22 protein-coding genes are annotated in these 21531 nt (G+C 64.4%); 9 read left to right on the forward strand and 13 right to left on the reverse strand.

Annotation, left to right across the window (positions count from 1 at the left end; translation table 11 throughout):
• Positions 1–71 precede the first annotated feature (71 nt).
• The 5 genes from U1E20_RS12940 to aat all read left to right on the forward strand — a co-directional run bounded on the left by U1E20_RS12940 (position 72) and on the right by aat (position 4102).
• Entirely contained in the window at positions 72–833 is a 762-nt protein-coding gene (locus tag U1E20_RS12940) for a DsbA family protein (protein WP_409981031.1), read from the forward strand.
• Positions 834–922: 89 nt separating this feature from the next.
• Positions 923–1366: a type II 3-dehydroquinate dehydratase gene (gene aroQ, locus U1E20_RS12945; RefSeq protein ID WP_409981032.1), complete on the forward strand. Its 444-nt coding sequence runs from the start codon at positions 923–925 to the stop codon at positions 1364–1366.
• 7 nt (positions 1367–1373) lie between these two features.
• Positions 1374–1913 (forward strand): acetyl-CoA carboxylase biotin carboxyl carrier protein, encoded by a 540-nt coding sequence (accB, locus tag U1E20_RS12950; RefSeq protein ID WP_409981033.1) that lies wholly within the window; start codon positions 1374–1376, stop codon positions 1911–1913.
• A gap of 7 nt (positions 1914–1920) precedes the next feature.
• Positions 1921–3279, forward strand: a complete 1359-nt coding sequence (gene accC, locus U1E20_RS12955; RefSeq protein WP_409981034.1) for an acetyl-CoA carboxylase biotin carboxylase subunit — start codon at positions 1921–1923, stop codon at positions 3277–3279.
• Between the two features lie 151 nt (positions 3280–3430).
• Complete coding sequence (aat, locus tag U1E20_RS12960) at positions 3431–4102, forward strand: leucyl/phenylalanyl-tRNA--protein transferase (protein ID WP_409981035.1); 672 nt, start codon at positions 3431–3433, stop codon at positions 4100–4102.
• On the opposite strand, the gene U1E20_RS12965 is transcribed toward aat, so the two are convergent.
• Entirely contained in the window at positions 4096–4830 is a 735-nt protein-coding gene (locus U1E20_RS12965) for a DUF2155 domain-containing protein (RefSeq protein ID WP_409981036.1), read from the reverse strand. The two genes, aat and U1E20_RS12965, sit on opposite strands and share 7 nt — an antisense overlap.
• A gap of 87 nt (positions 4831–4917) precedes the next feature.
• Positions 4918–5325 (reverse strand): NADH:ubiquinone oxidoreductase subunit NDUFA12, encoded by a 408-nt coding sequence (locus tag U1E20_RS12970; RefSeq protein WP_409981093.1) that lies wholly within the window; start codon positions 5323–5325, stop codon positions 4918–4920.
• 136 nt (positions 5326–5461) lie between these two features.
• On the opposite strand from U1E20_RS12970, the gene U1E20_RS12975 reads away from it, so the two are divergent.
• Positions 5462–6691 carry an FAD-dependent oxidoreductase gene (locus U1E20_RS12975; protein WP_409981037.1) on the forward strand — a complete coding sequence of 410 codons (1230 nt, stop codon included), beginning with the start codon at positions 5462–5464 and terminating at the stop codon, positions 6689–6691.
• A 154-nt stretch (positions 6692–6845) separates the two neighbouring features.
• On the opposite strand, the gene U1E20_RS12980 is transcribed toward U1E20_RS12975, so the two are convergent.
• Genes U1E20_RS12980 through U1E20_RS12990 form a run of 3 tightly spaced genes read right to left on the reverse strand, consistent with a single transcriptional unit; the run spans position 6846 to position 9053 of the window.
• On the reverse strand, positions 6846–7844 hold the full coding sequence (locus U1E20_RS12980) for a YncE family protein (protein WP_409981038.1): 999 nt from the start codon (positions 7842–7844) through the stop codon (positions 6846–6848).
• Positions 7845–7903: 59 nt separating this feature from the next.
• Positions 7904–8491 carry an SRPBCC family protein gene (locus tag U1E20_RS12985; protein ID WP_409981039.1) on the reverse strand — a complete coding sequence of 196 codons (588 nt, stop codon included), beginning with the start codon at positions 8489–8491 and terminating at the stop codon, positions 7904–7906.
• A 10-nt stretch (positions 8492–8501) separates the two neighbouring features.
• Positions 8502–9053: an SRPBCC family protein gene (locus U1E20_RS12990; protein WP_409981040.1), complete on the reverse strand. Its 552-nt coding sequence runs from the start codon at positions 9051–9053 to the stop codon at positions 8502–8504.
• 114 nt (positions 9054–9167) lie between these two features.
• Here U1E20_RS12990 and U1E20_RS12995 point away from each other — a divergent pair, with 114 nt between their 5' ends.
• Positions 9168–10010: a lysophospholipid acyltransferase family protein gene (locus U1E20_RS12995; protein WP_409981041.1), complete on the forward strand. Its 843-nt coding sequence runs from the start codon at positions 9168–9170 to the stop codon at positions 10008–10010.
• A 27-nt stretch (positions 10011–10037) separates the two neighbouring features.
• On the opposite strand, the gene U1E20_RS13000 is transcribed toward U1E20_RS12995, so the two are convergent.
• Positions 10038–10481, reverse strand: a complete 444-nt coding sequence (locus tag U1E20_RS13000; RefSeq protein WP_409981042.1) for a YybH family protein — start codon at positions 10479–10481, stop codon at positions 10038–10040.
• A 537-nt stretch (positions 10482–11018) separates the two neighbouring features.
• Here U1E20_RS13000 and U1E20_RS13005 point away from each other — a divergent pair.
• Positions 11019–14660 (forward strand): vitamin B12-dependent ribonucleotide reductase, encoded by a 3642-nt coding sequence (locus U1E20_RS13005; protein ID WP_409981043.1) that lies wholly within the window; start codon positions 11019–11021, stop codon positions 14658–14660.
• A 594-nt stretch (positions 14661–15254) separates the two neighbouring features.
• Here the strand turns inward: U1E20_RS13005 and U1E20_RS13010 are convergent.
• The 7 genes from U1E20_RS13010 to glyA form a co-directional block, all read right to left on the reverse strand.
• Positions 15255–15575, reverse strand: coding sequence for a GIY-YIG nuclease family protein (locus tag U1E20_RS13010; protein WP_409981044.1), 321 nt, complete (start codon positions 15573–15575; stop codon positions 15255–15257).
• Between the two features lie 189 nt (positions 15576–15764).
• Positions 15765–16217: a transcription antitermination factor NusB gene (nusB, locus tag U1E20_RS13015; RefSeq protein ID WP_409981045.1), complete on the reverse strand. Its 453-nt coding sequence runs from the start codon at positions 16215–16217 to the stop codon at positions 15765–15767.
• Positions 16214–16696: a 6,7-dimethyl-8-ribityllumazine synthase gene (gene ribH, locus U1E20_RS13020; RefSeq protein WP_409981046.1), complete on the reverse strand. Its 483-nt coding sequence runs from the start codon at positions 16694–16696 to the stop codon at positions 16214–16216. Before ribH ends, nusB begins: the two co-directional genes overlap by 4 nt.
• Positions 16697–16978: 282 nt before the next feature.
• Positions 16979–17581: a riboflavin synthase gene (locus tag U1E20_RS13025; RefSeq protein ID WP_409981047.1), complete on the reverse strand. Its 603-nt coding sequence runs from the start codon at positions 17579–17581 to the stop codon at positions 16979–16981.
• A complete protein-coding gene (ribD, locus tag U1E20_RS13030) occupies positions 17581–18711 on the reverse strand; it encodes a bifunctional diaminohydroxyphosphoribosylaminopyrimidine deaminase/5-amino-6-(5-phosphoribosylamino)uracil reductase RibD (protein WP_409981048.1) in 1131 nt (376 codons plus the stop codon). The genes U1E20_RS13025 and ribD overlap by 1 nt, the downstream gene beginning before the upstream one ends.
• Entirely contained in the window at positions 18708–19208 is a 501-nt protein-coding gene (nrdR, locus tag U1E20_RS13035) for a transcriptional regulator NrdR (protein ID WP_409981049.1), read from the reverse strand. The genes ribD and nrdR overlap by 4 nt, the downstream gene beginning before the upstream one ends.
• A gap of 169 nt (positions 19209–19377) precedes the next feature.
• Positions 19378–20652 carry a serine hydroxymethyltransferase gene (gene glyA, locus U1E20_RS13040; protein WP_409981050.1) on the reverse strand — a complete coding sequence of 425 codons (1275 nt, stop codon included), beginning with the start codon at positions 20650–20652 and terminating at the stop codon, positions 19378–19380.
• Between the two features lie 270 nt (positions 20653–20922).
• On the opposite strand from glyA, the gene U1E20_RS13045 reads away from it, so the two are divergent.
• Positions 20923–21525: a hypothetical protein gene (locus U1E20_RS13045; RefSeq protein ID WP_409981051.1), complete on the forward strand. Its 603-nt coding sequence runs from the start codon at positions 20923–20925 to the stop codon at positions 21523–21525.
• Positions 21526–21531: the final 6 nt, after the last annotated feature.

Raw genomic sequence — 21531 nt, forward strand, 5'->3', positions numbered from 1 at the left:
GCGGGACGCGCCCCGGCCGCCAGGCGCGGATTAGCCCGACACAGACGCGCCGTCGCGCAAAGGAGAATGGAATGAGGTTTTTGATCCCGCTCGCCGCCGGCGCGCTTCTCGCCATCGGGCCGACCACGCCGCTTTTCGCGGAAATATTTTCGGGCCAGCAGAAGGTCGAGATCGAGAAAGTCGTGCACGACTATCTCATCACCAATCCGGAGGTGATCAAAGACGCGATCGACGAACTTGGAAAGCGCGAAAAAGTCGCCGAGGCCGCGACGCGCGAAAAGGCCGTCAACCAGCATGGCGACAAGATTGTCAACTCGCCCAACCAGGCGGTCGTAGGAAATCCCAGCGGCGACGTAACGCTGGTCGAATTCTTCGACTACAATTGCGGCTACTGCAAACAGTCGCTCAATTCCATCGCCAAGCTGATCGAAGGCGATCCCAAGCTGCGCGTCGTGCTTAAGGATTTCCCGGTCCTTGGGCCGGACTCGGTGGAGGCGGCGCAGGTCGCGACCGCCGCGCGGATGCAGCTCGACAGCCAGAAATTCTGGGACTTCCATCGCAAGCTGCTTGCGACCCGCGGCCATATCGGCAAGCAACAGGCGCTGGCGGCGGCGAAGGAGGTCGGGGCCGACATGGCGCGCATCGAAAAGGACATGTCGAGCGCGGAAACGAAGGCTGCTTTGAAGGAAGTGGCGTCGCTGGCCGATGAGCTGCGGTTCGACGGAACGCCGGCCTGGGTTATCGGGAAAGAGGCGATCATCGGCGGCCTGCCCTATGCCCAGCTGAAAGCCAAAGTCGACAACATGCGCAAATGCGGCAAGACCGTTTGCTGACCGGGAGGCGGGCTTCCTTTGCGGCGGCAATAAGGCTAAGAGAGACGGCCTGCCGCCTTTGAGATTTTCGGGAACGTTTCGGAAGCGCTATGTCAGCCGTCCATGTGCTTAACGGTCCCAATCTCAATCTTCTCGGCAGTCGCGAGCCGGCGATATATGGAACGGCGACTCTCGACGAAATCCGCGCAACGCTCGAACGGCGTTGCGCCGAGCGCGGCGTCTCTCTCGTCTTTCGGCAGTCCAACCACGAAGGCGATCTCGTCGACTGGATCCAAGAGGCCGGCGGCGCCGGCGCGCCGGTCATCCTGAACGCCGGCGCGCTGACGCATACGTCGATCGCGCTTTATGACGCGATCAAAGGCGCGGACGCTTTCGTCATCGAAGTGCATCTTTCCAATGTGCACGCCCGCGAAAGGTTTCGCGCCCACTCCTTCATCTCGCCCGCGGCGCGCGGCGTGATCGCCGGCTTCGGCCCGCTGTCTTACATCCTCGCCCTTGAAGCCGTCTTTCAAAACGAACCGAGAAAGAGCTGACACAAATATGGCGCGAAAAGCTCAACCGCCTCGCAGCGCTCCCACCCGCAAGCCGGCGCCGCAAGGCGCGCCCGGCATCGACGCCGATTTGCTGCGCACGATCGCCGAACTTGTCGCAGGCAGCGATCTGACCGAATTCGAGGTGGAAAAAGGCGATCTGCGGATCCGCGCGGCGCGCACGCCGGCCGCCGTCCATGCGAGCGTCGTCGCCGCGCCGCCGCCGACGATCCACCACTTGCCCGCGGTTGCGCCCCCGACGCCAAAGCCGGCGATCTCTTCCGCGCCCGCCGCCGCGGCGCCGGCCGTCGAATTCGCCGACGCTGTGAAGTCGCCCATGGTCGGCACCGCCTATCTTCGGCCGAATCCGGACGCCAAACCCTTCGTCGAAATCGGCTCGCGCGTTTCCGCCGGCGACAAGCTCCTGCTGATCGAGGCGATGAAGACGTTCAACGACATCGTCGCAACGAAGTCGGGCGTCGTGACCGCGATACTGGTCGAAGACGGCCAGCCCGTCGAATATGGCGAACCCCTCCTGGTAATCGAGTAGGCGAGGGATGTTCGACAAAATCCTCATCGCCAACCGCGGCGAAATTGCGCTGCGCATCCTGCGGGCGGCGAAGGAATTGGGGGTCGCGACGGTCGCCGTCCATTCGACCGCCGACGCCGACGCCATGCATGTCAAGCTCGCCGACGAGTCGGTTTGCATCGGACCGGCGCCGGCGCGCGATTCCTATCTCAATATCCCCGCCCTGCTCTCCGCCTGCGAAATCACCGGCGCCGACGCCGTGCATCCGGGCTATGGCTTTCTTTCCGAGAACGCCCGCTTCGCCGAGATTCTCGAAGAGCACAACATCACTTTCATCGGTCCGAAGTCCGAGCACATCCGGCTGATGGGCGACAAGATCGAGGCCAAATCGACCGCCAGGAAGCTCGGCATCCCCTGCGTGCCGGGTTCGGACGGGCCGATCCTGAGCGAGAAGGAAGCGATGCGGGTCGCCGAAAAGATCGGCTTCCCGGTTCTGGTGAAGGCGGCCTCCGGCGGCGGCGGCCGCGGCATGAAGGTCGCGCATAACGCCCATGATCTTGGGATCGCCGTCGCCACCGCGCGCACCGAGGCCAAGGCCGCCTTCGGCGACGACACCGTTTACATCGAGAAATTTCTCGACAAGCCCCGCCATATCGAGATTCAAATCTTCGGCGACGGCAAGGGCCAGGCCGTGCATCTTGGCGAACGCGACTGCTCGCTGCAGCGCCGTCACCAGAAGGTCTGGGAAGAAAGCCCCTCGCCGGCGCTCAATGACGCGCAGCGCATGGAGATCGGCGAAATCTGCGCGCGCGCCATGCGCGACATGCAATATGCCGGGGCCGGCACGATCGAGTTCCTATACGAGAACGGCGAATTCTATTTCATCGAGATGAATACGCGCATTCAGGTCGAGCATCCGGTGACCGAGTCGATCACCGGCGTTGATCTTGTCTGCGAACAGATCAGAGTGGCGGCGGGGTCGCCGCTCTCCTTGCGCCAGGAAGACATCTGGTTCTACGGTCACGCCATCGAGTGCCGGGTGAACGCCGAACATCCAGTCAGCTTCCGGCCGTCGCCGGGACGCATCGCCTATTATCATCCGCCGGGCGGCGTCGGGGTGCGCGTCGATTCGGCGGTCTATCAGGGCTATGTCATCCCGCCGAACTATGATTCGCTGATCGGCAAGCTCATCGTTCACGGGCGCAACCGAACCGAGGCGCTAATGCGGCTGCGTCGCGCCCTCGACGAATTCATCGTCGACGGCATCGACACGACGCTGCCGCTGTTTCGAACGCTGGTGCGCAACGCCGACGTTCAGAACGGAATATATGACATTCACTGGCTGGAGCATTTTTTGGCGACGGGCGGCATCGAGCCGGGCTTCTGAAAATTATCGGCGACGTAGGCGACGACGACTGGTTTAGCGACCCGGCGCGGCAGGAAGCTCGACTGCGCGACCAAAAATTAATCCGACCTTTTTGAAAGAAAGTCTGGGCGCCGGGGTGGCGCGGCCGTCTCGCGCCGCTATCCTTGAAGGAATGTCGCGCCTCAACGCTCCCTACGCGATCACCCCGCATCTCCTGCTTCGAGCCTATTCCATCGGTCTTTTTCCGATGGCCGAAAGCGCCGAGGACGATCAGCTTTACTGGGTCGATCCGGAGCGGCGCGCGATTTTCCCGTTCGACGGCTTCGCCGTGTCGCGCTCCCTGGCCAAGACCGTGAGGTCGGATCGCTTCGAAGTGGCCGTCGACCTTGACTTCGACGCGGTGATCGACGCCTGCGCCGCGCCGGCTTTCCGCCGCGAACGCACTTGGATCAATGCCGAAATCCGTCGGCTTTATCGCGAGCTGTTCGATCTCGGCTTCGCCCATACGGTGGAGTGCCGCCAAGAGGGACGGCTTGTCGGGGGACTATACGGCGTCGCTTTGGGAAGCGCCTTCTTCGGCGAGAGCATGTTTCATCTCGAACGCGACGCCTCGAAGGTCGCGCTCGTCCATCTTGTCGCGCGGCTGCGCGTGGGCGGCTTCGAATTGCTCGACACGCAGTTCATTACGCCGCATCTCGCCTCGCTCGGCGCGATCGAGATTTCGCGGGACGGCTATCATTGCGCCCTCGAACGGGCGCTGACGGCGAAAGCCGACTTCTATGTCTGGCCGAAATCCGAGCGCGTGACTGGAACGAAGGCGCTTGCCGCGCTGAAGATTCAGTAGGGAATATTCGCCGGCGGCACGGGCGGCGCCTCCTCGCCGCGCCGCTTTCGTTTTCGCGGGGGCGGCGCGGCCGGCGCCGGCTCGGGCGGCGCCTCGCCGGCCTCTGGATCGATTGGCGCGGGCGCCGCCTGATCGGCCGGTCCGATCGGCTGGTTTTCCATCGGCGGCGGCGCCTCGGGCTCGACCCGGCGCGAGCGGCGCTTCTTGCCGGCATCGGGCGGGGCGGTCGTCTCAGCCTCGGCGGCCGGGGCCGCAGGCGCGGCTGTCGCCTCGGCGGGCGGCGGCGCGGCGGTCTCCTTGCCGCCTTTGCAGTCGACGAGCCAGACGTCATAGACCGGGTGCTCGACGCCATGCAGGCCGGGACTGGAAGCGAACATCCAGCCCGAGAAGATGCGCTTGGCTTCCTGCTTGGCGTCGGCCTTGGCGGCTTCCGGCTTCGGATCGGCCCCGCGCTCGGATTTGAGAATGAGTTCGTCGACCTCGACGAAGCTCGTCGTTTGCGGCGTCTCGGTCTGAGGCCTTGTGTTGCAGACCTTCGGCGTCACCTGAAGCGCGCCGAACTGCACGGTTTCGTCGATCGCCACGTCGAAATTGATGATCCGGCCGGTGGTCTTGTCGAGCCCGGCGAACACCGCGGTCGGATGCCGGATCGGATCGGCAGACGCGCCGGCCGCGAAAAGCGCCCAGGCCCCGAGGGCCGCTGGCGCCAGGGACAGGGGCAATTTCATTCGTTCACCGCAAAATTCTCCGCCGGCTGCGCGCCGAGCGGGGGACCAGAACAGGCAACAAAGGCGTTTCCAAGGAGCGCCCGCCGCTCAGCCTTCCGGCCGCCAGGCGGAATAATCGCCCCCGGCCGGCGGACGCTCGCCGAGCGCCAGCTGCGACCCCGGCGGGCGGTAGGCCTGCGGCGTTCCGGTCAGATTCTCCTGATGGGGACGCTCCCAGGCGCGCGCCCGGTAGGTCTCGTCGGTCGGCGGCGTGTCCACCGTGTGATGGAGCCAGCCGTACCAGCCGGGCGGCGTGGCCGAGCCCTCGCAATAACCCTTGTAGATCACCCAGCGCCGTTCGATCCCGAGCGCCTTGTCGATCTTGCCGCCGCGCCGGCGGTAATAGACATTGCCGAATTCGTCTTCGCCGACGCGCTCGCCGTAAAGCAGCGTCCACAGGCCGGTGCTGAGCGTGGCGCGGTTCCACCAGGTGAAGAATCGAACGATGTAGGACATGTAGGGGAGTCCTCGAATTTCGAGGCCCCTTATTGCGTCTGCCGGCGTCAATGTCCAGCCTTGCGGCGGCGCCGCAATGATTTGGGTCATTCATCTCCCACGCTCGCGCTTTACGCGACCAGAAACGGAGCGCCGCTTGTCCGAGACCCTTTCCGCCCAATGCTGTGTCGTCGGCGGCGGCCCCGCCGGGCTGATGGCGGGGTTCCTCCTTGCCCGCGCTGGCGTCGACGTGATCGTGCTGGAAAAACACGCGGATTTTCTGCGCGACTTTCGCGGCGACACGATCCATCCCTCGACGCTGCGGCTGATGGAGGAACTCGGCCTGCTCGACGACTTCCTGCGTCTCCCGCACCACAAGGCCTATGCGCTTTCCGCCTGGATCGGCGAGCGTCAATACAAGGTCGCGGATTTTTCGAGCCTGCCCGGCAAATGCAATTTCATCGCCTTCATGCCGCAATGGGATTTTCTCGATTTCATCGCCGAACATGCGCGCGCCCTGCCGAACTTTCGGCTGTTGATGAAGACGGAGGCCGAAAAACTCCTCTTCGACGGCGACCGCGTCCGCGGCCTTTCCGCCACCGGGCCCGACGGCGAATTGACCATCGAGGCCCGGCTCGTCATCGCCGCCGACGGGCGCGGTTCGCATATGCGCGACGACGCCAAGCTTCCCGTCGAGGATTTTGGCGCGCCGATGGACGTGCTGTGGTTCAAGCTGCCGCGCAAGGAGAGCGACCCGGACGAAAGCTTCGGCCGCGTCGCCCCCGGCCGCATGCTGGCGATGATCGACCGCGGGACCTATTGGCAATGCGGCTGCGTCATTCCCAAAGGCGGCGCGCAGGAGCTGCGCGAGAAGGGCATCGGCGCGTTTCGCGAGTCGATCGCGCGGCTGACGCCCTTCCTCGCCGATCGCGTCGATGCGCTCAAGGATTGGAGTGACGTGAGTCTGCTCACCGTTCAGGTCAATCGACTCAAGACATGGAGCCGGCCGGGACTGCTCTGCATCGGCGACGCCGCCCACGCCATGTCGCCGGTCGGCGGCGTCGGCGTCAATCTCGCGATTCAGGACCCCGTCGCCGCCGCCAATCTACTTGGCGCGAAACTGCGTGGCGACGCCCTCACCGATGCGGATGTGGCTTTGGTGCAGCGGCGACGCGAATTTCCGACGCGCGTCACGCAGGCGATTCAGCTCTTCATCCAGAATCGCGTGGTGCGCGGCGTGCTCTCAGCCGACAGGCCGTTCGAGGCGCCGCTGGTCCTGCGCCTGTTCGACGCCATGCCGCTGCTGCGCCGCCTGCCGGCGCGGCTCATCGGGCTCGGCGTGCGGCCCGAGCACATCGAACTTAACCGCGACGCCAGTTCCGCCTGATCCGTCGGGCCCTGTCATTCCCGGCAGGCCGAAGGCCTGACCGGGAATCTAGAGCCGATCCAAGAATGCTAGTTTTGCTCTAGATTCCCGATCGCGCTTCGCGCGTCGGGAATGACAGCCTAACCGTTCAAACGAATGCCATATGACGGCGAGATCACTCGACGTCGCGGATGAAGGCGCCGAAGGCGCGTGGGCCGTCGCCGGTTTCGGCCTTGCCGACGACTTTGAGCGTCTGCGCGTCGAGCGCCCAAAGTTCGTTCGAGAACCAGTTGGCGACATAGACGCGCGCGCCATCCGCGCTCGCGGCGAGGCCTTCGGGATATTCGCCGACCTTCAGAGTCTCGAGCGGCGCCCGAGTCTCGGCGTCGAAGACGCTGACGCTGTCGCCGTGCTGATTGGCGACGAAGATTCGGCCCTTGGCGAGCGCCACCGTATAGGGCCGGCTGCCGCATTTGAGCGTCGCGATCACTTTGCGCGCGGCAAGATCGATGACGCTGACGTCATCCGACTCGACATTGGCGGAATAGGCGCGCTTTCCGGAAGCGTCGATCGTCACGCCGAATGGATGTTTGCCGACGGGTAAGGTCGCGACGCGCGTAAAAGAAGCTGCGTCGATAAGCGACAGCGCATTGTCGTCACGGTCGGCGACGATGATCGTTTGCGCGTCCGGCGTAACGGCGACGCCCGACGCCATCGCGCCGACGCCGACGCTGCGCTGCGCGCCGTTTGTCAGATCGATCTCGACGAGGCGCCGGCCGTAAAGATCGGCGACATAAACGCGCCTGCCGTCGGGACTCGCCGCGACGCCAAGCGGTCCGCCTTCGACAGGAATGCGCTTCTCGATCTTGCGCGTCGCGGCGTCGACGATGGTGAGAAACTTGCCTTCGGGGCTGGTGACGAAAGCGCGCGCGCCGTCGCGCGACACGGCGATCCCCGCCGGCTTGCCGCCGATCGGCAACGTCGCGACGGTCTCCATTCTGGAAAGATCGACGATCGAGAGCGCATTGGCGCCTTGCGCGGTGACGAAAGCTTCCGCGGCGATCGCGGGGGAGGAAATAAAAAGGAGCGCGCCAAATAAGGCGCGAGTCCGCCCCCTCTCCCCATTTACGGGGAGAGGGCTGGGGTGAGGGGCCGGGGCGTTATTCCGAGCCATTCGATTATCCGCGATAGATTCGCAAAATCACCAAGCCCCTCACCCTAACCCTCTCCCCGCTATTCGCGGGGAGAGGGAACTTTCCCCTCAACCTTCGCCTTCAGCGCGGCGAGATAGGCGCGCTGCAGCGCCGTCACCGCGGCGATGGCGACGTCGTCGTTGAGCTCCGGCGGCGGATCATTGTTGGGATGGCCGCGATAGAAGCGCGCCTTCCACTCGACCTCGGTCTTGCCGCCTTCCGCCGGCCGCACAGTGATCAGCGCGGTGTAATTGGTCGCCGGCAGGCGCTTCGGATCGTCGCCCTCGCGATGCAGGCCGAGCATCATCCGCTCGGCGTCGCGCTTGGTCAGAAGCTCGTCGATGACGCCGCCATCGGCCATGATCAACCGGCGCCGCGCCTTATCGGGAACGTCTTCGCCCGACGCTTCGACGCGGGCGACGCCGGGCAGCCAGTCGGCGTGCGTGAAGTCGCTAACCACCGCCCAGACTTTTTCTGGCGGCGCGTCGAGGATCGCCGTCTCGACCACTTTGAGCGGCGACGCGCCATGCGCCGCGAGCGCGGCGAGCGGCGGCGACGAAACGAGCGCCGCCGCGCCTCCAAGAAAAAGCCGGCGCGTCACGGCGATATCGACGGGCGCTTGGCGCATGGCGCGGCGCTTACTTGCCCTCCGCCTTGGCCTTCAACGCGGCGAGGCCGGTTTTGTAGACATCGGTCACCGCCTTCACCCCCGCCTCGTCGGAGAGTTCCGGCGGCGGATCATTGTTCATGAAGCCGCGATAGAAGGCGCCCTTCCATTCGACGACGCTCTTGCCGCCTTCGTCCTTCACCGAAATCGTCGACGAATAATTGTTGACCGGCAGCACCTTCACATCGACGGCGTCGATCTTGTAGCTCATCGACTTGCCGTCGGCGTCATATTTGGTGAGCGACTCGTCGATGACGCCGCCATTCTGCAAGGTCAGCTTGCGCTTGGCGTCGGCGCCATTGCCGCCGGTCCCTTCCACCTTGGCGACGCCTGGATGCCAGCTCAAATCCTGAAAATTGCCAATGATCTCCCAGACCTTGCCAGCGGGCGCGTCGATCTCGATTTTTTCCACGACCTTCTGTCGCGACGGACCATGCGCGACGGCCGGTCCGGCCAGCAACCCGGCGGAAAGAAGCGACAGGGCCGCAGCGGCAAAGGCGCGGCGCGCAAGCACGAATGTCATTAGGTTCTCCCGAGAAGCCTGACCTTGGCCGCCGGCGTGGGGCGGCAGGCCGCACATAAGGGCGCCTGAAGCGGCGGCGTCAAGCGCGGATGCGTCGGGAGTCACACAACCGTCTTGCTGGAGCGTCATCTGCGGGCCATGCCCTATTTGCGCGCCCTGGCCTTTGTCATCACGCTGACCGGCGCTTTCATCTTTCTCGTCCCGCTGCAAGCGCTGGCGCGCCGGCGCGGCTGGCCGGTTCAGCACGCGATCCAGACGCGCTTCTGCCGCGCGGTCTGCGCCGTCATCGGCGTCAAGGTGGAGGCGCAGGGCGCCCTGCCCGCGCATGCGCCGCGCTTCGTCGTCGCCAATCATGTGTCATGGACCGACATTATCGCGCTCGCGAGCCTCTATCATTTCGTCTTCCTGGCGAAGAGCGAGGTCGCGCGCTGGCCCGTGCTCGGACTGCTGGCGCGGTTGCAAGGCACGATCTTCGTCGAACGCGGCGCAAAGCAGGATGTCGCGCGCGTCAATGACGCACTCGCCGGCGCGCTGCGCGGCGGGAGCGATCTCGTCGTCTTTGCCGAGGGCACGTCGAGCGACGGCGCCGATGTTCGGCCCTTTCGCTCGGCGCATTTCGCGCCACTCGAAGAGATGGCCGCGCGCGGCGAAGCGCCGACTCTCGCGCCTGTCGCGATCGGCTATTGCGACGGCGCGCGCAGGATCGATGTCGGCTGGTACGGCGATATGACCTTCCTGCCGCATCTGTGGAGCCTGATGAAACGCGACCGGGTTGAGTGCCATGTCAGCTTCGGCGCGCCGATCGCGACGCGCGGCAGGGACCGAAAAACACTCGCGGTCGAGACTCGTGCGAGCGTGCAGGCGCTCCTCGCATCACTCATTGAAGCCGAAGACTCGGATAGCCCTTCGAGACGCGCGCTTCCCGCGCTCAGCACGGAACCCGCCGCCTGGCGCTGAGAACCGGTCGGCGCAGATTCGACGCTGTCACTTCGCGAGATAGGGAAGCAGATCGGTGTGATGGCCGATCATCTTCCACTTGCCCTGCTCCAGCCGGTAGACATTCGTCGCCCTTAGGCGCACGCGCTCGGTCTTGCCCGAAGCATTGGTATTTTCGCCCTGCTCGTAATTGCTGACGACCGCAAGGTCATCGCGGACCACGGCGTGAATCTCGACCGGCTCGACATGCCCGTCAAGTTTGAGCGCCGCCTGTCGGTCCCAGTCCTTGGAAACATTCGCCCAGCCGATTTCGAATCGGCCGTTCGGGCCCATGTAGCTGATGTCGTCAGCATGCGAGCAGACCTCGCGCATCGGCGCGACGTCGCCCACGAAGAGCTTGTTCAAGGCTGCGTAGAAGGCGCTGTTGGCGGCCGCCACACCGGCGGCGTCAGCCGCCCCGGCGCCGCGCGGCGACAGGATGCCCGCCGCCATGACCGTCATCGAAAATACAAGTCCTGCGAGAAAGCGAGATCGCATCTGGAAAACCCCATTAGCCATTGAATGAGCGGCGAGGCTTGTATCACGCATCGAGCGGCGGCCGCGGCGGCCTCCCGTCTCGCGGCGCGGATCAACCGACTCCGCTTGCCGAATCTCTCGGAATGGCCGACGCTCGGCGTCAGGCGACTGGAATTTTCCCCAATATCCACTAAATTTTCCACATATTGTCGTTCTTTTAATTTTTGACCACTACATCTTGACGCCGTCGGAAGACTCGCGCAGTCTGGAGGCTCACGGAATGACGACGCGGCGAATGTTCCCCAGGGAGTTCGGCCGTCTCCGGCGCCAGCCGGACGTGAGCGTCGCTTTGCGTGGGCGTGATCCTCGTTATCGGCGTGCTTTCAATCGCGGCGCATCGGTTCGCGATCTTAGGGCGCGCGTCTTTCGAGTTCCGAATTGGGCAAGATTTGCGTCGCGGGCCGGCGAACGGCTGCGCGCGGGCGGACGCCTGCGTCTTGAGGGGATGGAACGATGAAAATTGAGCGGCGCTACACCAAGTCTGGCGAATCTCCTTATGCCAATATCGCCTTCCGCGTGACGAAGAGCGAAATCCGCAATCCCGACGGCTCGATCGTCTTCTCCCTCGACAATATCGAAGTCCCGAACCAGTGGAGCCAGGTCGCGGCCGACGTTCTGGCGCAGAAATATTTCCGCAAGGCCGGCGTGCCGGCGCGCTTAAAGCGCGTCGAAGAGAACGCCGTCCCCTCCTTCCTGTGGCGCTCCGTCGCCGATACGGAGGCGCTCGCAAACCTTCCCAAGGATCAGCGCCTCGTCTCCGAAATCTCGGCCAAGCAGGTCTTCGACCGCCTCGCCGGCGCCTGGGCCTATTGGGGCTGGAAGGGCGGCTATTTCGACACCGAGGAAGACGCCCAGGCGTTCAGCGACGAGCTTCGCTACATGCTCGCCATGCAGATGGCGGCGCCGAATTCCCCACAATGGTTCAACACCGGCCTGCACTGGGCCTACGGCGTCGACGGGCCGAGCCAGGGCCATTTCTACGTCGACTACGCCAACGGCAAGATGGTGAAGTCGAAGTCGGCTTACGAGCATCCGCAGCCGCACGCCTGTTTCATCCAGTCGATCGCCGACGATCTCGTCAATGACGGCGGCATCATGGATCTATGGGTGCGCGAGGCGCGGCTGTTTAAATATGGCTCCGGCACCGGCACCAATTTCTCCAAGCTGCGCGGCGAGAAGGAGAAGCTTTCGGGCGGCGGCTCCTCTTCCGGCCTGATGTCCTTCCTCAAGATCGGCGACCGCGCCGCCGGCGCGATCAAATCCGGCGGCACGACGCGGCGCGCGGCGAAAATGGTCGTCGTCGACATCGATCACCCGGACGTCGAAGCGTTCATCGACTGGAAGGTGAAGGAGGAAGAAAAGGTCGCTTCGCTCGTCACCGGCTCGAAGATCGTCAAGAAACATCTCAAAGCGATCATGCGCGCCTGCGTGAATTGCGAGGGGCCCGGCGACGATTGCTTCAACCCGGAGATCAATCCGGCGCTGAAACGCGAGATCAAGCTCGCGCGCCGCAACGACGTGCCGGACAATTACATCAAGCGCGTCATCCAATTCGCCAAACAGGGATATAAGGACATCCAGTTCGACACCTATGACACGGACTGGGACAGCGAAGCCTATCTCACCGTCTCCGGCCAGAACTCGAACAATTCGGTGCGCGTCACCGATGAGTTTTTGCAGGCGGTCGAGAAGGACGGCGACTGGAGCCTTGTCAAGCGCCTCGACGGCAAGGTTTCGAAGACGCTAAAAGCCCGCGAGCTATGGGAGAAGATCGGCTACGCCGCCTGGGCCTCCGCCGATCCCGGCATTCAGTTCCATACGACGATCAACGATTGGCACACCTGCCCGGCCGGCGGCCCGATTCGCGCGTCGAATCCGTGTTCGGAATATATGTTCCTCGACGACACGGCCTGTAACCTCGCGTCGCTCAATCTGCTGCAGTTCCGCAATCCCGAGACCAAGTGCATCGACGTCGATTCCTACGAACACGCCGTGCGGCTGTGGACCATCGTGCTCGAAATCTCGGTGCTGATGGCGCAGTTCCCCTCAAAGGAGATCGCGCAGCTTTCTTACGACTACCGCACGCTCGGGCTTGGCTACGCCAATGTCGGCGGCCTGTTGATGTCGTCGGGCGTCGCCTATGACAGCGAGGCGGGCCGCGCCATCGCCGGCGCGCTGTCGGCGATCATGACCGGCGTCTGCTATGCGACGTCCGCCGAAATGGCCAAGGAGCGCGGACCTTTCGTGCGCTTCATGGAGAATCGCGAGGCGATGCTGCGGGTGATCCGCAATCATCGCCGCGCCGCGCATGGCGAACGCGTCGGCTATGAGAAACTCGCAATCATGCCTGTGCCGCTCGACAAGGCCGCCTGCCCCGATCAAGCGTTGATCGAACGCGCCGGCGCCGCCTGGGACAGAGCGCTGGCGCAAGGCGAACTCTATGGCTATCGCAATGCGCAGGTAACTGTCGTGGCGCCGACCGGCACGATCGGCCTCGTGATGGATTGCGACACGACCGGCATCGAACCCGATTTCGCGCTGGTCAAATTCAAGAAGCTCGCCGGCGGCGGCTATCTCAAAATTGTCAACCGCGCCGTGCCGGAGGGTCTGCGCGCGCTCGGTTATCGCGAGAGCGAAATCGCCGAGATCGAAGCTTACGCCGTCGGCCACGCGTCGCTCTCCAACGCGCCGGCGATCAACACCGCAAGTCTGCGCGCGCGCGGCTTTACTGACGAGAAAATCGCCGCGATCGAGGCGGCGCTACCCTCCGCCTTCGACATCAAATTCGTCTTCAACAAATGGACGCTCGGACCCGATTTCCTCTCCGAGACGCTCAAAGTTCCGGCGGCTTCGCTCGACGACAAGAATTTCGACCTTCTCTCGCATCTCGGCTTCGCGAAATCAGAGGTCGAAGCGGCAAATATCCATGTCTGCGGCGCGATGACTCTGGAAGGCGCGCCGCACTTAAAGCGCGAGCATTATCCGGTGTTCGACTGCGCCAATCCCTGCGGGCGCACCGGCAAGCGCTATCTCTCCGTCGAGTCGCATATCCGGATGATGGCGGCGGCGCAGCCCTTCATCTCGGGCGCGATCAGCAAGACCATCAATATGCCGAACGACGCCTCGATCGAGGATTGCGAACAGGCCTATCTTCTGTCCTGGCGCCTTGGCCTCAAGGCCAATGCGCTCTATCGCGACGGCTCCAAGCTCTCGCAGCCGCTCTCCGCGCAGCTTATCGCCGGCGACGACGACATCGACACGATGGACGCGATTGAGGAAGTCGTGACCGCGACAATGCCGGCGCGCGCCGCGGCGATCGCCGAGCGCATCGTCGAACGCGTCGTGCATCAGGTGATCCGCGAGCGCGAGAAGCTCCCCGACCGGCGCAAGGGCTATACGCAGAAGGCGGCGGTCGGCGGCCACAAGGTTTATCTGCGCACCGGCGAATATGCCGACGGACGCCTGGGCGAAATCTTCATCGACATGCATAAGGAAGGCGCCGCCTTCCGCAGCCTGATGAATAATTTCGCCATCGCCATTTCGCTCGGCCTGCAATATGGCGTGCCGCTCGAAGAATATGTCGACGCCTTCACCTTCACGCGGTTTGAGCCGGCGGGTCCGGTGCAGGGCAATGACGCGATCAAGAACGCCACGTCGATCCTCGACTATGTCTTCCGCGAACTCGCCGTCTCCTATCTCGGCCGCAACGATCTCGCCCATGTCTCGCCCGACGACATCGGCCATGACGTGCTCGGCAAAGGCCAGCACGAAGGCAAGGCGCCTGAGACGAATTCCGTCGTCTCGCGCGGATTGCTGCGCTCCAAGACCGACCGGCTGATGGTGGTGCAGGGCGGCGGCGCGACCGCGTTGAGGTCGGAGCCGACGCCGGAAGTCGTGCGCGAGGCGGAAGCCCTGTCGTCGCTCGGCTGGACTGAGCCGACGAAGACCGTCACCGGCGTCGCCGAAAAACGCGCCGAAGCGCGCATGAAAGGCTATGTCGGCGAAGCCTGCCCTGAGTGCGCCAATTTCACGCTGGTCCGCAACGGGACGTGTCTGAAATGCGAGACGTGCGGGGCGACGACGGGGTGTTCGTGAGCAATGTTATAGGTACTTTGTTACGAGAATTCGCAAATCTCACAAAATGGCGCGAGCCTGTCATTTGGAGATCAATATGTCGACTTCGAAACGTGATGCATCGAAAGCTTCGAAACTTCTCAGAAGCAAGACATCTTCTAAAGATGTGAAGTCGGTGGCGGGATCTGATTTGGCGCAAGCAAAGCACAAGGCGGCAAAGAAAAAGAAGTGAAGGGGAAGAGAAGTCCTCGTCCTTCGAGACGCGCCCTGCGGGCGCTCCTCAGGATGAGGACTGCTTGGTGGCGCGGTTATTGTAGCGCGACAAGCGATCGGGGCATGTCCACAAAAATGCTGCGCAATCCAAGGCTCCTCAGGATGAGGACTGCTTTCAGGCGCGGGATAAATGTTCAGAAGTTCTACTTAAAAACTGCGCAACATAAGGCCCCTCATCCTGAGGAGGCCGCGTAGCGGCTGTCTCGAAGGACGAGGGGCCGACTCCAGTAGCGGACAATCGGCGCCGCTTCCTGCGAAGCGCGAATTCTGAATCGCGCAGTCCTCGTCCTTCGAGACGCGCCCTACGGGCGCTCCTCAGGATGAGGACTGCTTATGGGCGCTTCAACATGAGGGCTGCTTGGGGCCGCCCTTCTTGTTTCTGCGCGCCGCCAGCGCCGGCAGCGCGTCATAATCACCGCGGATCAGCGCGTCCTTCTTGGCGCGGCTCCAGCCCTTGATTTGGCGCTCCGTCGCGATGGCCTCCGTCAGCAGTTCAAAATGTTCGGACCAGACCAGCTTCACGGGTCGGCGCCGCGTCGTGTAATCGGCGTTGATCCCGAGATTGTGTTCGCTGACCCGCGTTTCGACCTCCTTGCGCGTCAGACCGGCGTAATAGCTGCCGTCGGCGCAGAGCAGAATGTAGACGCTCGCGCCGTTAACCACCGCCGTCCTCGTCCTTCGAGACGCCGCCTTCGGCGGCTCTTCAGGATGAGGACTGCTTGCAGGCTTGTCCAGAGAGAGAGCAGCAAGGGTCGTTCATCCCCTGCAGCTGCGAAACATAAGGCCCCCCATCCTGAGGAGGCCGCGTAGCAGCCGTCTCGAAGGACGAGGAAGCCACAGGCTCTGTTCCTGTCAACTCAGCTCCTCGGCGCGCTCCTCATGGGCGATCCGATCGAGCACGGCGTTGACCATTCCTGACTCGGTCGGGCCGAAAAAGGCGCCGGCGACGTCGACATATTCCTTGATGACAACGCGCGCCGGCACGTCCTTTCGCGCGCGCAGCTCATAGGCGCCGGCACGTAAGGCGGCGCGCATCACCGACTCCAGCCGCGATAGCGGCCAACCGCCGGCAAGCGCGCGATCAATCTGCCGGTCGATCGCCACCTGATCGGTCAGCACGCCCTGCAGCACGTCGCGAAAGAAGGAAGCGTCCGCCGGCTTATATTGCGCGCCCTCGATCTCGCGCCCGATCCAATGCGACTCGAACTCGGCGAAAATCTCATTGAGGCCCTTGCCGGCGACTTCCATCTGATAGAGCGCCTGCACGATGGCGAGACGCGCCGCCGAACGTTGATCCAGACTCATGCGACGCCCCGTTTGAGGCGCACCAGCGCCAGCGCCGCGCGGGCGGCGTCGGCGCCCTTGTTTCCCTGTTTCGGATCGGCGCGCACGATCGCCTGCGCTTCGTTCTCGACGGTGAGCACGCCATTGCCGAGCGGCAGCCGGCGCGACACCGAAAGATTGGTGAGCGCGCGCGCGCTCTCATTGGCGACGAGTTCGAAATGATAGGTCTCGCCGCGGATGACGCAGCCGAGCGCCACGACGCCGTCATAAGGCGCGCCGGCGAGTTCGGAATCGTCAAGCGCGATCGCCGCCGCCGTGGCGAGCTCCAGCGCGCCGGGGACATGGATCACCGTCGCCTGCGCCTGCAGCGCCCGCAACGCGTCAAGCGCGCCGTCGCGCAGCATGTCGACGATATCGGCGTTGAACTTCGTCGCGACGACGAGAATGCGCGCGCCGGGAACGGGCGCGGAATCATCATCGTCGGGTGCAAAACCTGCCATGGGGACTCCAGAATGCGCGCAACCCTCTCCCATCGGGAGAGGGTGGCTGCAAAGCAGCCGGGTGAGGGGCGGCGATCTCGAATATGAAAAGCAGGCGGGAGGCGACCCCCGCAGCAACCAGATTTGCCGAGACGCCAACCCCTCACCCGACCCGGCTGCGCCGGGCCGCCCTCTCCCTATGGGAGAGGGAATCCGCGAGCCGATTTTGTGCGCGGGTTATGTCACATGAGCGGCGCGTTGTCAGCGCTCCAACTCTTTCACGCATTCACGTCGTGGCGCAGGCTATCTCGCCTCGCTCAACCTTGCCGCATAGCGCGCCATCAGATCGACTTCGATGTTGAGCGCGTCCGCTGCCCGGCGCGCGCCGAGCGTCGTCACGGCCAGCGTATGCGGAATGAGCAGCACGGAAAAGCGATTCTCCTCGACCTCATTCACCGTGAGCGAAACGCCGTCGAGCGCGACCGAGCCCTTTTTGGCGATGAAGCGCGACAGGTCGCGCGGCGCCTCGAACCACAAGAGGCACATGTCGTCAAAGTCCTCGCGCGACAGAACTTTCGCGACGCCGTCGACATGGCCGGTGACGATATGGCCGCCGAGTTCGTCGCCGATCTTCAAGGCGCGTTCGAGATTGATGCGCGTTCCACAGGCCCATGCGCCGACCGTCGTCACCGCGAGCGTCTCGGCGGCGGCGTCAACCTCAAAGACCGTACGCGCGCCTTCACGCGCGACGGCGACGACCGTCAGGCAGACGCCCGAGCAGGCGATCGAGGCGCCAAGCGCGGTGCTGTCGGCGTCGTAAGAACAGGCGATGCGCAGGCGCCGCAATTCGCCGCGCGGCGCGACTGAAATTACTTCGCCCATATCGGTGACGATTCCGGTGAACATCAGCCGACCCGCGCGTAACGGGTCATGGTGTCGGCGCCGAGCGCGCGCGTTTCGATCAGACGATAGCGCGCGTCGTCTTCGAGCGCAGCGCGCGCCGCCGGCGTCAGCGCGGGACGCCCTTCCCTGCCCAACGGCTTGACGCCGGTGTGCAGGATCACCTCGTCGGCAAGATCGGCGGCGAGCAGACTTTCGGCGACGCGCGGACCGCCTTCGCTGAACACGCGGGTGACGCCGCGATCGGCGAGCAGCCTGAGCGCGCTCGGAAGATCAAGCAGGCCGTCATGCGTCGCGACGCAGGCGACCTCGGCGCCGGTGGCGTTTTCGAACGCCTTGACCGACTCATCGGAAACCGCCGAGCCGGTGATCACCAGCAGCGGCGTTTCACGCGCCGTGGACGCGAGGCGCGAACGCGGCGACAGCGAAAGTTTCTCGTCGAGCACGACCCGCAGCGGCTTGCAGTTCTGCATGCCCGGCAGGCGCACGGTCATCAGCGGATCGTCGACGCGCGCCGTGCCGCCGCCGATCATGATCGCGTCATGGAGCGAGCGCTGCACATGGGTGAAGGCGTCGGCGACCGGGCCGGTGATGTGCAGGCGCGGATCATGCGCGGCGCCGGCGGCGTAGCCGTCCGCGGTGCGCGCCAGTTTCAGCGTGATCATCGGCCGGCGGCGGGTGACGCGCAGAATATGCCCGAGATGATCGGCGCGCGCCGCGGCGGCGCCCGGCCCGACCAGCACCTCGATGCCCGCATTGCGCAATCGCGCATGGCCGTCGCCGGAGACGCGCGGGTCCGGGTCCTCAAGCGCCGCGACGACCCGCGCGACGCCGCCGGCGATGATCGAATCGACGCAGGGCGGCGTCGCGCCATGATGCGCGCAAGGCTCCAACGTCACGTAAAGCGTCGCGCCGCGCGCCGCCTCGCCGGCGGCCGCCATGGCGATCGCCTCGGCATGCGGGCGCCCGCCCGGCGCCGTCCAGCCGCGGGCGATGACAATCCCGTCGCGCACCAGCAGCGCTCCGACCGCCGGATTGGGCGCTGTGCGGCCGAGATTGCGCCGGCCGAGCGCCAGCGCCGCCGCCATATAGGCGTCGTCGGTCGCGGCCTGCAGGAAGGATTTGTGAAGCGTCATGACTTCTCTGGGTCGTCCCCGCCCGACGCAAAGACCGCGCCGTCGCCGCCGCTCTCCAATTCGTCGATCACCGCCGAAAAATCGCTGACCTCGCGAAAATCGCGATAGACCGAAGCGAAGCGCACGAAGGCGACGGCGTCGAGCGAGCGCAGGCCTTCGATGACGAGTTCGCCGATGCGCTGGCTTTCGACCTCGACTTCGCCGAGGCTTTCAAGCTGACGCACGATTCCAGAAATCATCTGCTCGACCCGCTCCGGCTCGACCGGACGCTTGCGCAAAGCGATTTCGACCGAGCGGGTCAGCTTGTCGCGATCGAAGGGTGCGCGGCGGCCTGATTTCTTGACGACGATGATTTCGCGCAGCTGCACGCGCTCGAAAGTGGTGAAGCGCCCGCCGCAGGTTGGACAGACGCGGCGCCGGCGTATGCAGGACGAATCCTCCGCCGGGCGGGAGTCCTTCACCTGCGTGTCGGCGGAGCCGCAATAGGGACAGCGCATCTTGCGTCCTTCGAGCCGCGCGGAACACCCTCCCCTGGAGGGGGAGGGTCGAGCCCGCGAAGCGGGGTCGGGGTGGGGTGACAAACCAACTCGACTCGGGGTTCACCCCCACCCGGTCGCCGCCGGCGACCGACCTCCCCCCTCAAGGGGGAGGTGGACGTCCCACCTTTTAATAGATCGGGAACTTCGCGGTGAGCGCGTGAACCTTTTCCTTCACCGCGGCTTCGGTCGCGGCGTTGCCCTCCTCGCCCTTCGACGACAAGCCGTCGAGCACTTCGACGATCATCTTGCCGACCGCTTTGAATTCGTCCTGGCCAAAGCCGCGCGAGGTCGCCGCCGGCGAGCCGAGACGAATGCCGGAGGTGACGAAGGGCTTCTCCGGATCGAAGGGAATGCCGTTCTTGTTGCAGGTGATATGGGCGCGGCCGAGAGCGGCTTCCGCCGCCTTGCCTGTGATTTTCTTGGGGCGCAGATCGACGAGCATCAGATGATTGTCGGTGCCGCCCGAGACGATCGCGAGGCCGGCGTCGACCAGCGTCTGCGCCAGCGTCTGGGCGTTGTCCTTGACCTGCTGCTGATAGGTCTTGAACTGCGGGGTCAGCGCCTCGCCGAAGGCCACCGCCTTGCCGGCGATGACATGCATCAGCGGACCGCCCTGCAGACCGGGGAAGACCGCCGAATTGATCTTCTTGGCGATGTCCTCGTCATTGGTCAGCACCATGCCGCCGCGCGGGCCGCGCAACGTCTTATGCGTCGTGGTGGTGACGACATGGGCGTGCGGGAAAGGCGAGGGATGCAGGCCCGCGGCCACGAGGCCGGCGAAATGCGCCATGTCGACCATGAAATAGGCCCCGACGCTGTCGGCGATCTTGCGGAAGCCTTCGAAGTCCCAAATGCGCGAATAGCCCGAGCCGCCGGCGATGATCAGCTTCGGCTTGTGCTCCTTGGCGAGCGCGGCGACCTGCTCCATGTCGATGCGATTGTCATCCTTGCGCACCGTATAGGGAACAGGCTTGAACCATTTGCCGGAGAGATTGACCGGCGAGCCATGCGTCAGATGGCCGCCGGCGGCGAGATCGAGGCCCATGAAAGAATCGCCCGGCGTCGCGAGGGCGAGGAACACCGCCTGATTGGCCTGCGAGCCGGAGTTCGGCTGCACATTGGCGAAGCCGCAGTCAAACAGCTTCTTGGCGCGGTCGATCGCGAGATTTTCGGCGATGTCGACGAACTGGCAGCCGCCGTAATAGCGCTTCCCGGGATAGCCCTCGGCGTATTTGTTGGTGAGAACCGAGCCCTGGGCCTCAAGCACCGCCTTGGAGACAATATTCTCCGACGCGATCAGTTCAATCTCATGCCGCTGGCGGCCGAGTTCGAGTTCGATCGCCTTGGCGATTTCCGGATCGGAAGCGCTGACGGAGGCGGTGAAGAAACCGGAATGGCTCATGGAATTGGACCTCTATGCCTAACGGCGCTGAACGAAAGCAAAAACCGGCTCCCGGCGTTAAGCGGCGAAGCCGGTCCTTACGACGCGCATCGTGAGAGGGGTCGCTTATCACGACGAAGTCGTGACGGGAAGAGCGGCCGCTGTCGCGGACCCGGTCCGGGGCCGCAAGCGCTGAAATGACGCATTCGGGCCCGGTCTTTTTGCGGCGCCATAATTTGGCTTCAAACGGGCGTTTGAAATTCAATCAGTCGTTTTAAACGGAGGTTCGCCATGGGGAGCCATTTGGAGGAAAAATTTGCCGCCGCCGGCGCGAGGTCGCGCCGGCTTCTCGTCGACGCCGCCGTCTGCTTCGTCGCGACCTCGCTCGTCGCCGTCGTGCCGCCGCAATGGAAGAATGGCGAAGCGTTGAAGGAGATGGTTTTCACCACCGACCCGGTGAGCGGCAAGATCATCGATCGGCTCCTGTCCGACGACCCCGAGCGTGGCGCGACGGAGCGCGACGGCGCCGCGCCGACGCCGGCCGTCGTCACGGTCTATCCCCGGGAGCACATCTATGATTGGTCAAACGAAATCGCCCCTGTGACGACGGAGACGCGCCCCGCGAAGCCGACGAAAGTCGCAGCTTCGCGCAAGCCGTCTGCGGAAACGAGAAACCCTGTCGAGTCGACGCCCCGAACGCCCCCGACCAAGAACGCCGAACCGGTCGCCCAGACAACGGGCGAAAGCGCGGACCAACCGGAACGGAGTTTCTTGGCCAAGTTCGACCCGACAGGGCTCCCATCAAAACTGGCCCCGCTCGGCCAAAAGGTGTGGAATGGGGCGACCTCGCTGACCGGCGCGGTGTCGGGCTTCGTCAACGCCTATCGTTTTTGAGGACCA

Source organism: Methylocystis sp. (assembly GCF_046349115.1).
Taxonomy (GTDB): Bacteria; Pseudomonadota; Alphaproteobacteria; order Rhizobiales; family Beijerinckiaceae; genus Methylocystis.

Coding starts and splice junctions, on each gene's coding strand:
- U1E20_RS13045 (WP_409981051.1), top strand. CDS start 20,923: ATGGGGAGCCATTTGGAGGAAAAATTTGCCGCCGCCGGCGCGAGGTCG.
- U1E20_RS13025 (WP_409981047.1), bottom strand. CDS start 17,581: ATGTTCACCGGAATCGTCACCGATATGGGCGAAGTAATTTCAGTCGCG.
- aroQ (WP_409981032.1), top strand. CDS start 923: ATGTCAGCCGTCCATGTGCTTAACGGTCCCAATCTCAATCTTCTCGGC.
- glyA (WP_409981050.1), bottom strand. CDS start 20,652: ATGAGCCATTCCGGTTTCTTCACCGCCTCCGTCAGCGCTTCCGATCCG.
- U1E20_RS12980 (WP_409981038.1), bottom strand. CDS start 7,844: ATGGCTCGGAATAACGCCCCGGCCCCTCACCCCAGCCCTCTCCCCGTA.
- U1E20_RS12990 (WP_409981040.1), bottom strand. CDS start 9,053: ATGACATTCGTGCTTGCGCGCCGCGCCTTTGCCGCTGCGGCCCTGTCG.
- nusB (WP_409981045.1), bottom strand. CDS start 16,217: ATGAGTCTGGATCAACGTTCGGCGGCGCGTCTCGCCATCGTGCAGGCG.
- U1E20_RS12970 (WP_409981093.1), bottom strand. CDS start 5,325: ATGTCCTACATCGTTCGATTCTTCACCTGGTGGAACCGCGCCACGCTC.
- ribD (WP_409981048.1), bottom strand. CDS start 18,711: ATGACGCTTCACAAATCCTTCCTGCAGGCCGCGACCGACGACGCCTAT.
- accC (WP_409981034.1), top strand. CDS start 1,921: ATGTTCGACAAAATCCTCATCGCCAACCGCGGCGAAATTGCGCTGCGC.
- U1E20_RS12940 (WP_409981031.1), top strand. CDS start 72: ATGAGGTTTTTGATCCCGCTCGCCGCCGGCGCGCTTCTCGCCATCGGG.
- nrdR (WP_409981049.1), bottom strand. CDS start 19,208: ATGCGCTGTCCCTATTGCGGCTCCGCCGACACGCAGGTGAAGGACTCC.
- U1E20_RS12985 (WP_409981039.1), bottom strand. CDS start 8,491: ATGCGCCAAGCGCCCGTCGATATCGCCGTGACGCGCCGGCTTTTTCTT.
- U1E20_RS13005 (WP_409981043.1), top strand. CDS start 11,019: ATGAAAATTGAGCGGCGCTACACCAAGTCTGGCGAATCTCCTTATGCC.
- aat (WP_409981035.1), top strand. CDS start 3,431: ATGTCGCGCCTCAACGCTCCCTACGCGATCACCCCGCATCTCCTGCTT.
- U1E20_RS13000 (WP_409981042.1), bottom strand. CDS start 10,481: ATGGCGGCGGGCATCCTGTCGCCGCGCGGCGCCGGGGCGGCTGACGCC.
- accB (WP_409981033.1), top strand. CDS start 1,374: ATGGCGCGAAAAGCTCAACCGCCTCGCAGCGCTCCCACCCGCAAGCCG.
- ribH (WP_409981046.1), bottom strand. CDS start 16,696: ATGGCAGGTTTTGCACCCGACGATGATGATTCCGCGCCCGTTCCCGGC.
- U1E20_RS12965 (WP_409981036.1), bottom strand. CDS start 4,830: ATGAAATTGCCCCTGTCCCTGGCGCCAGCGGCCCTCGGGGCCTGGGCG.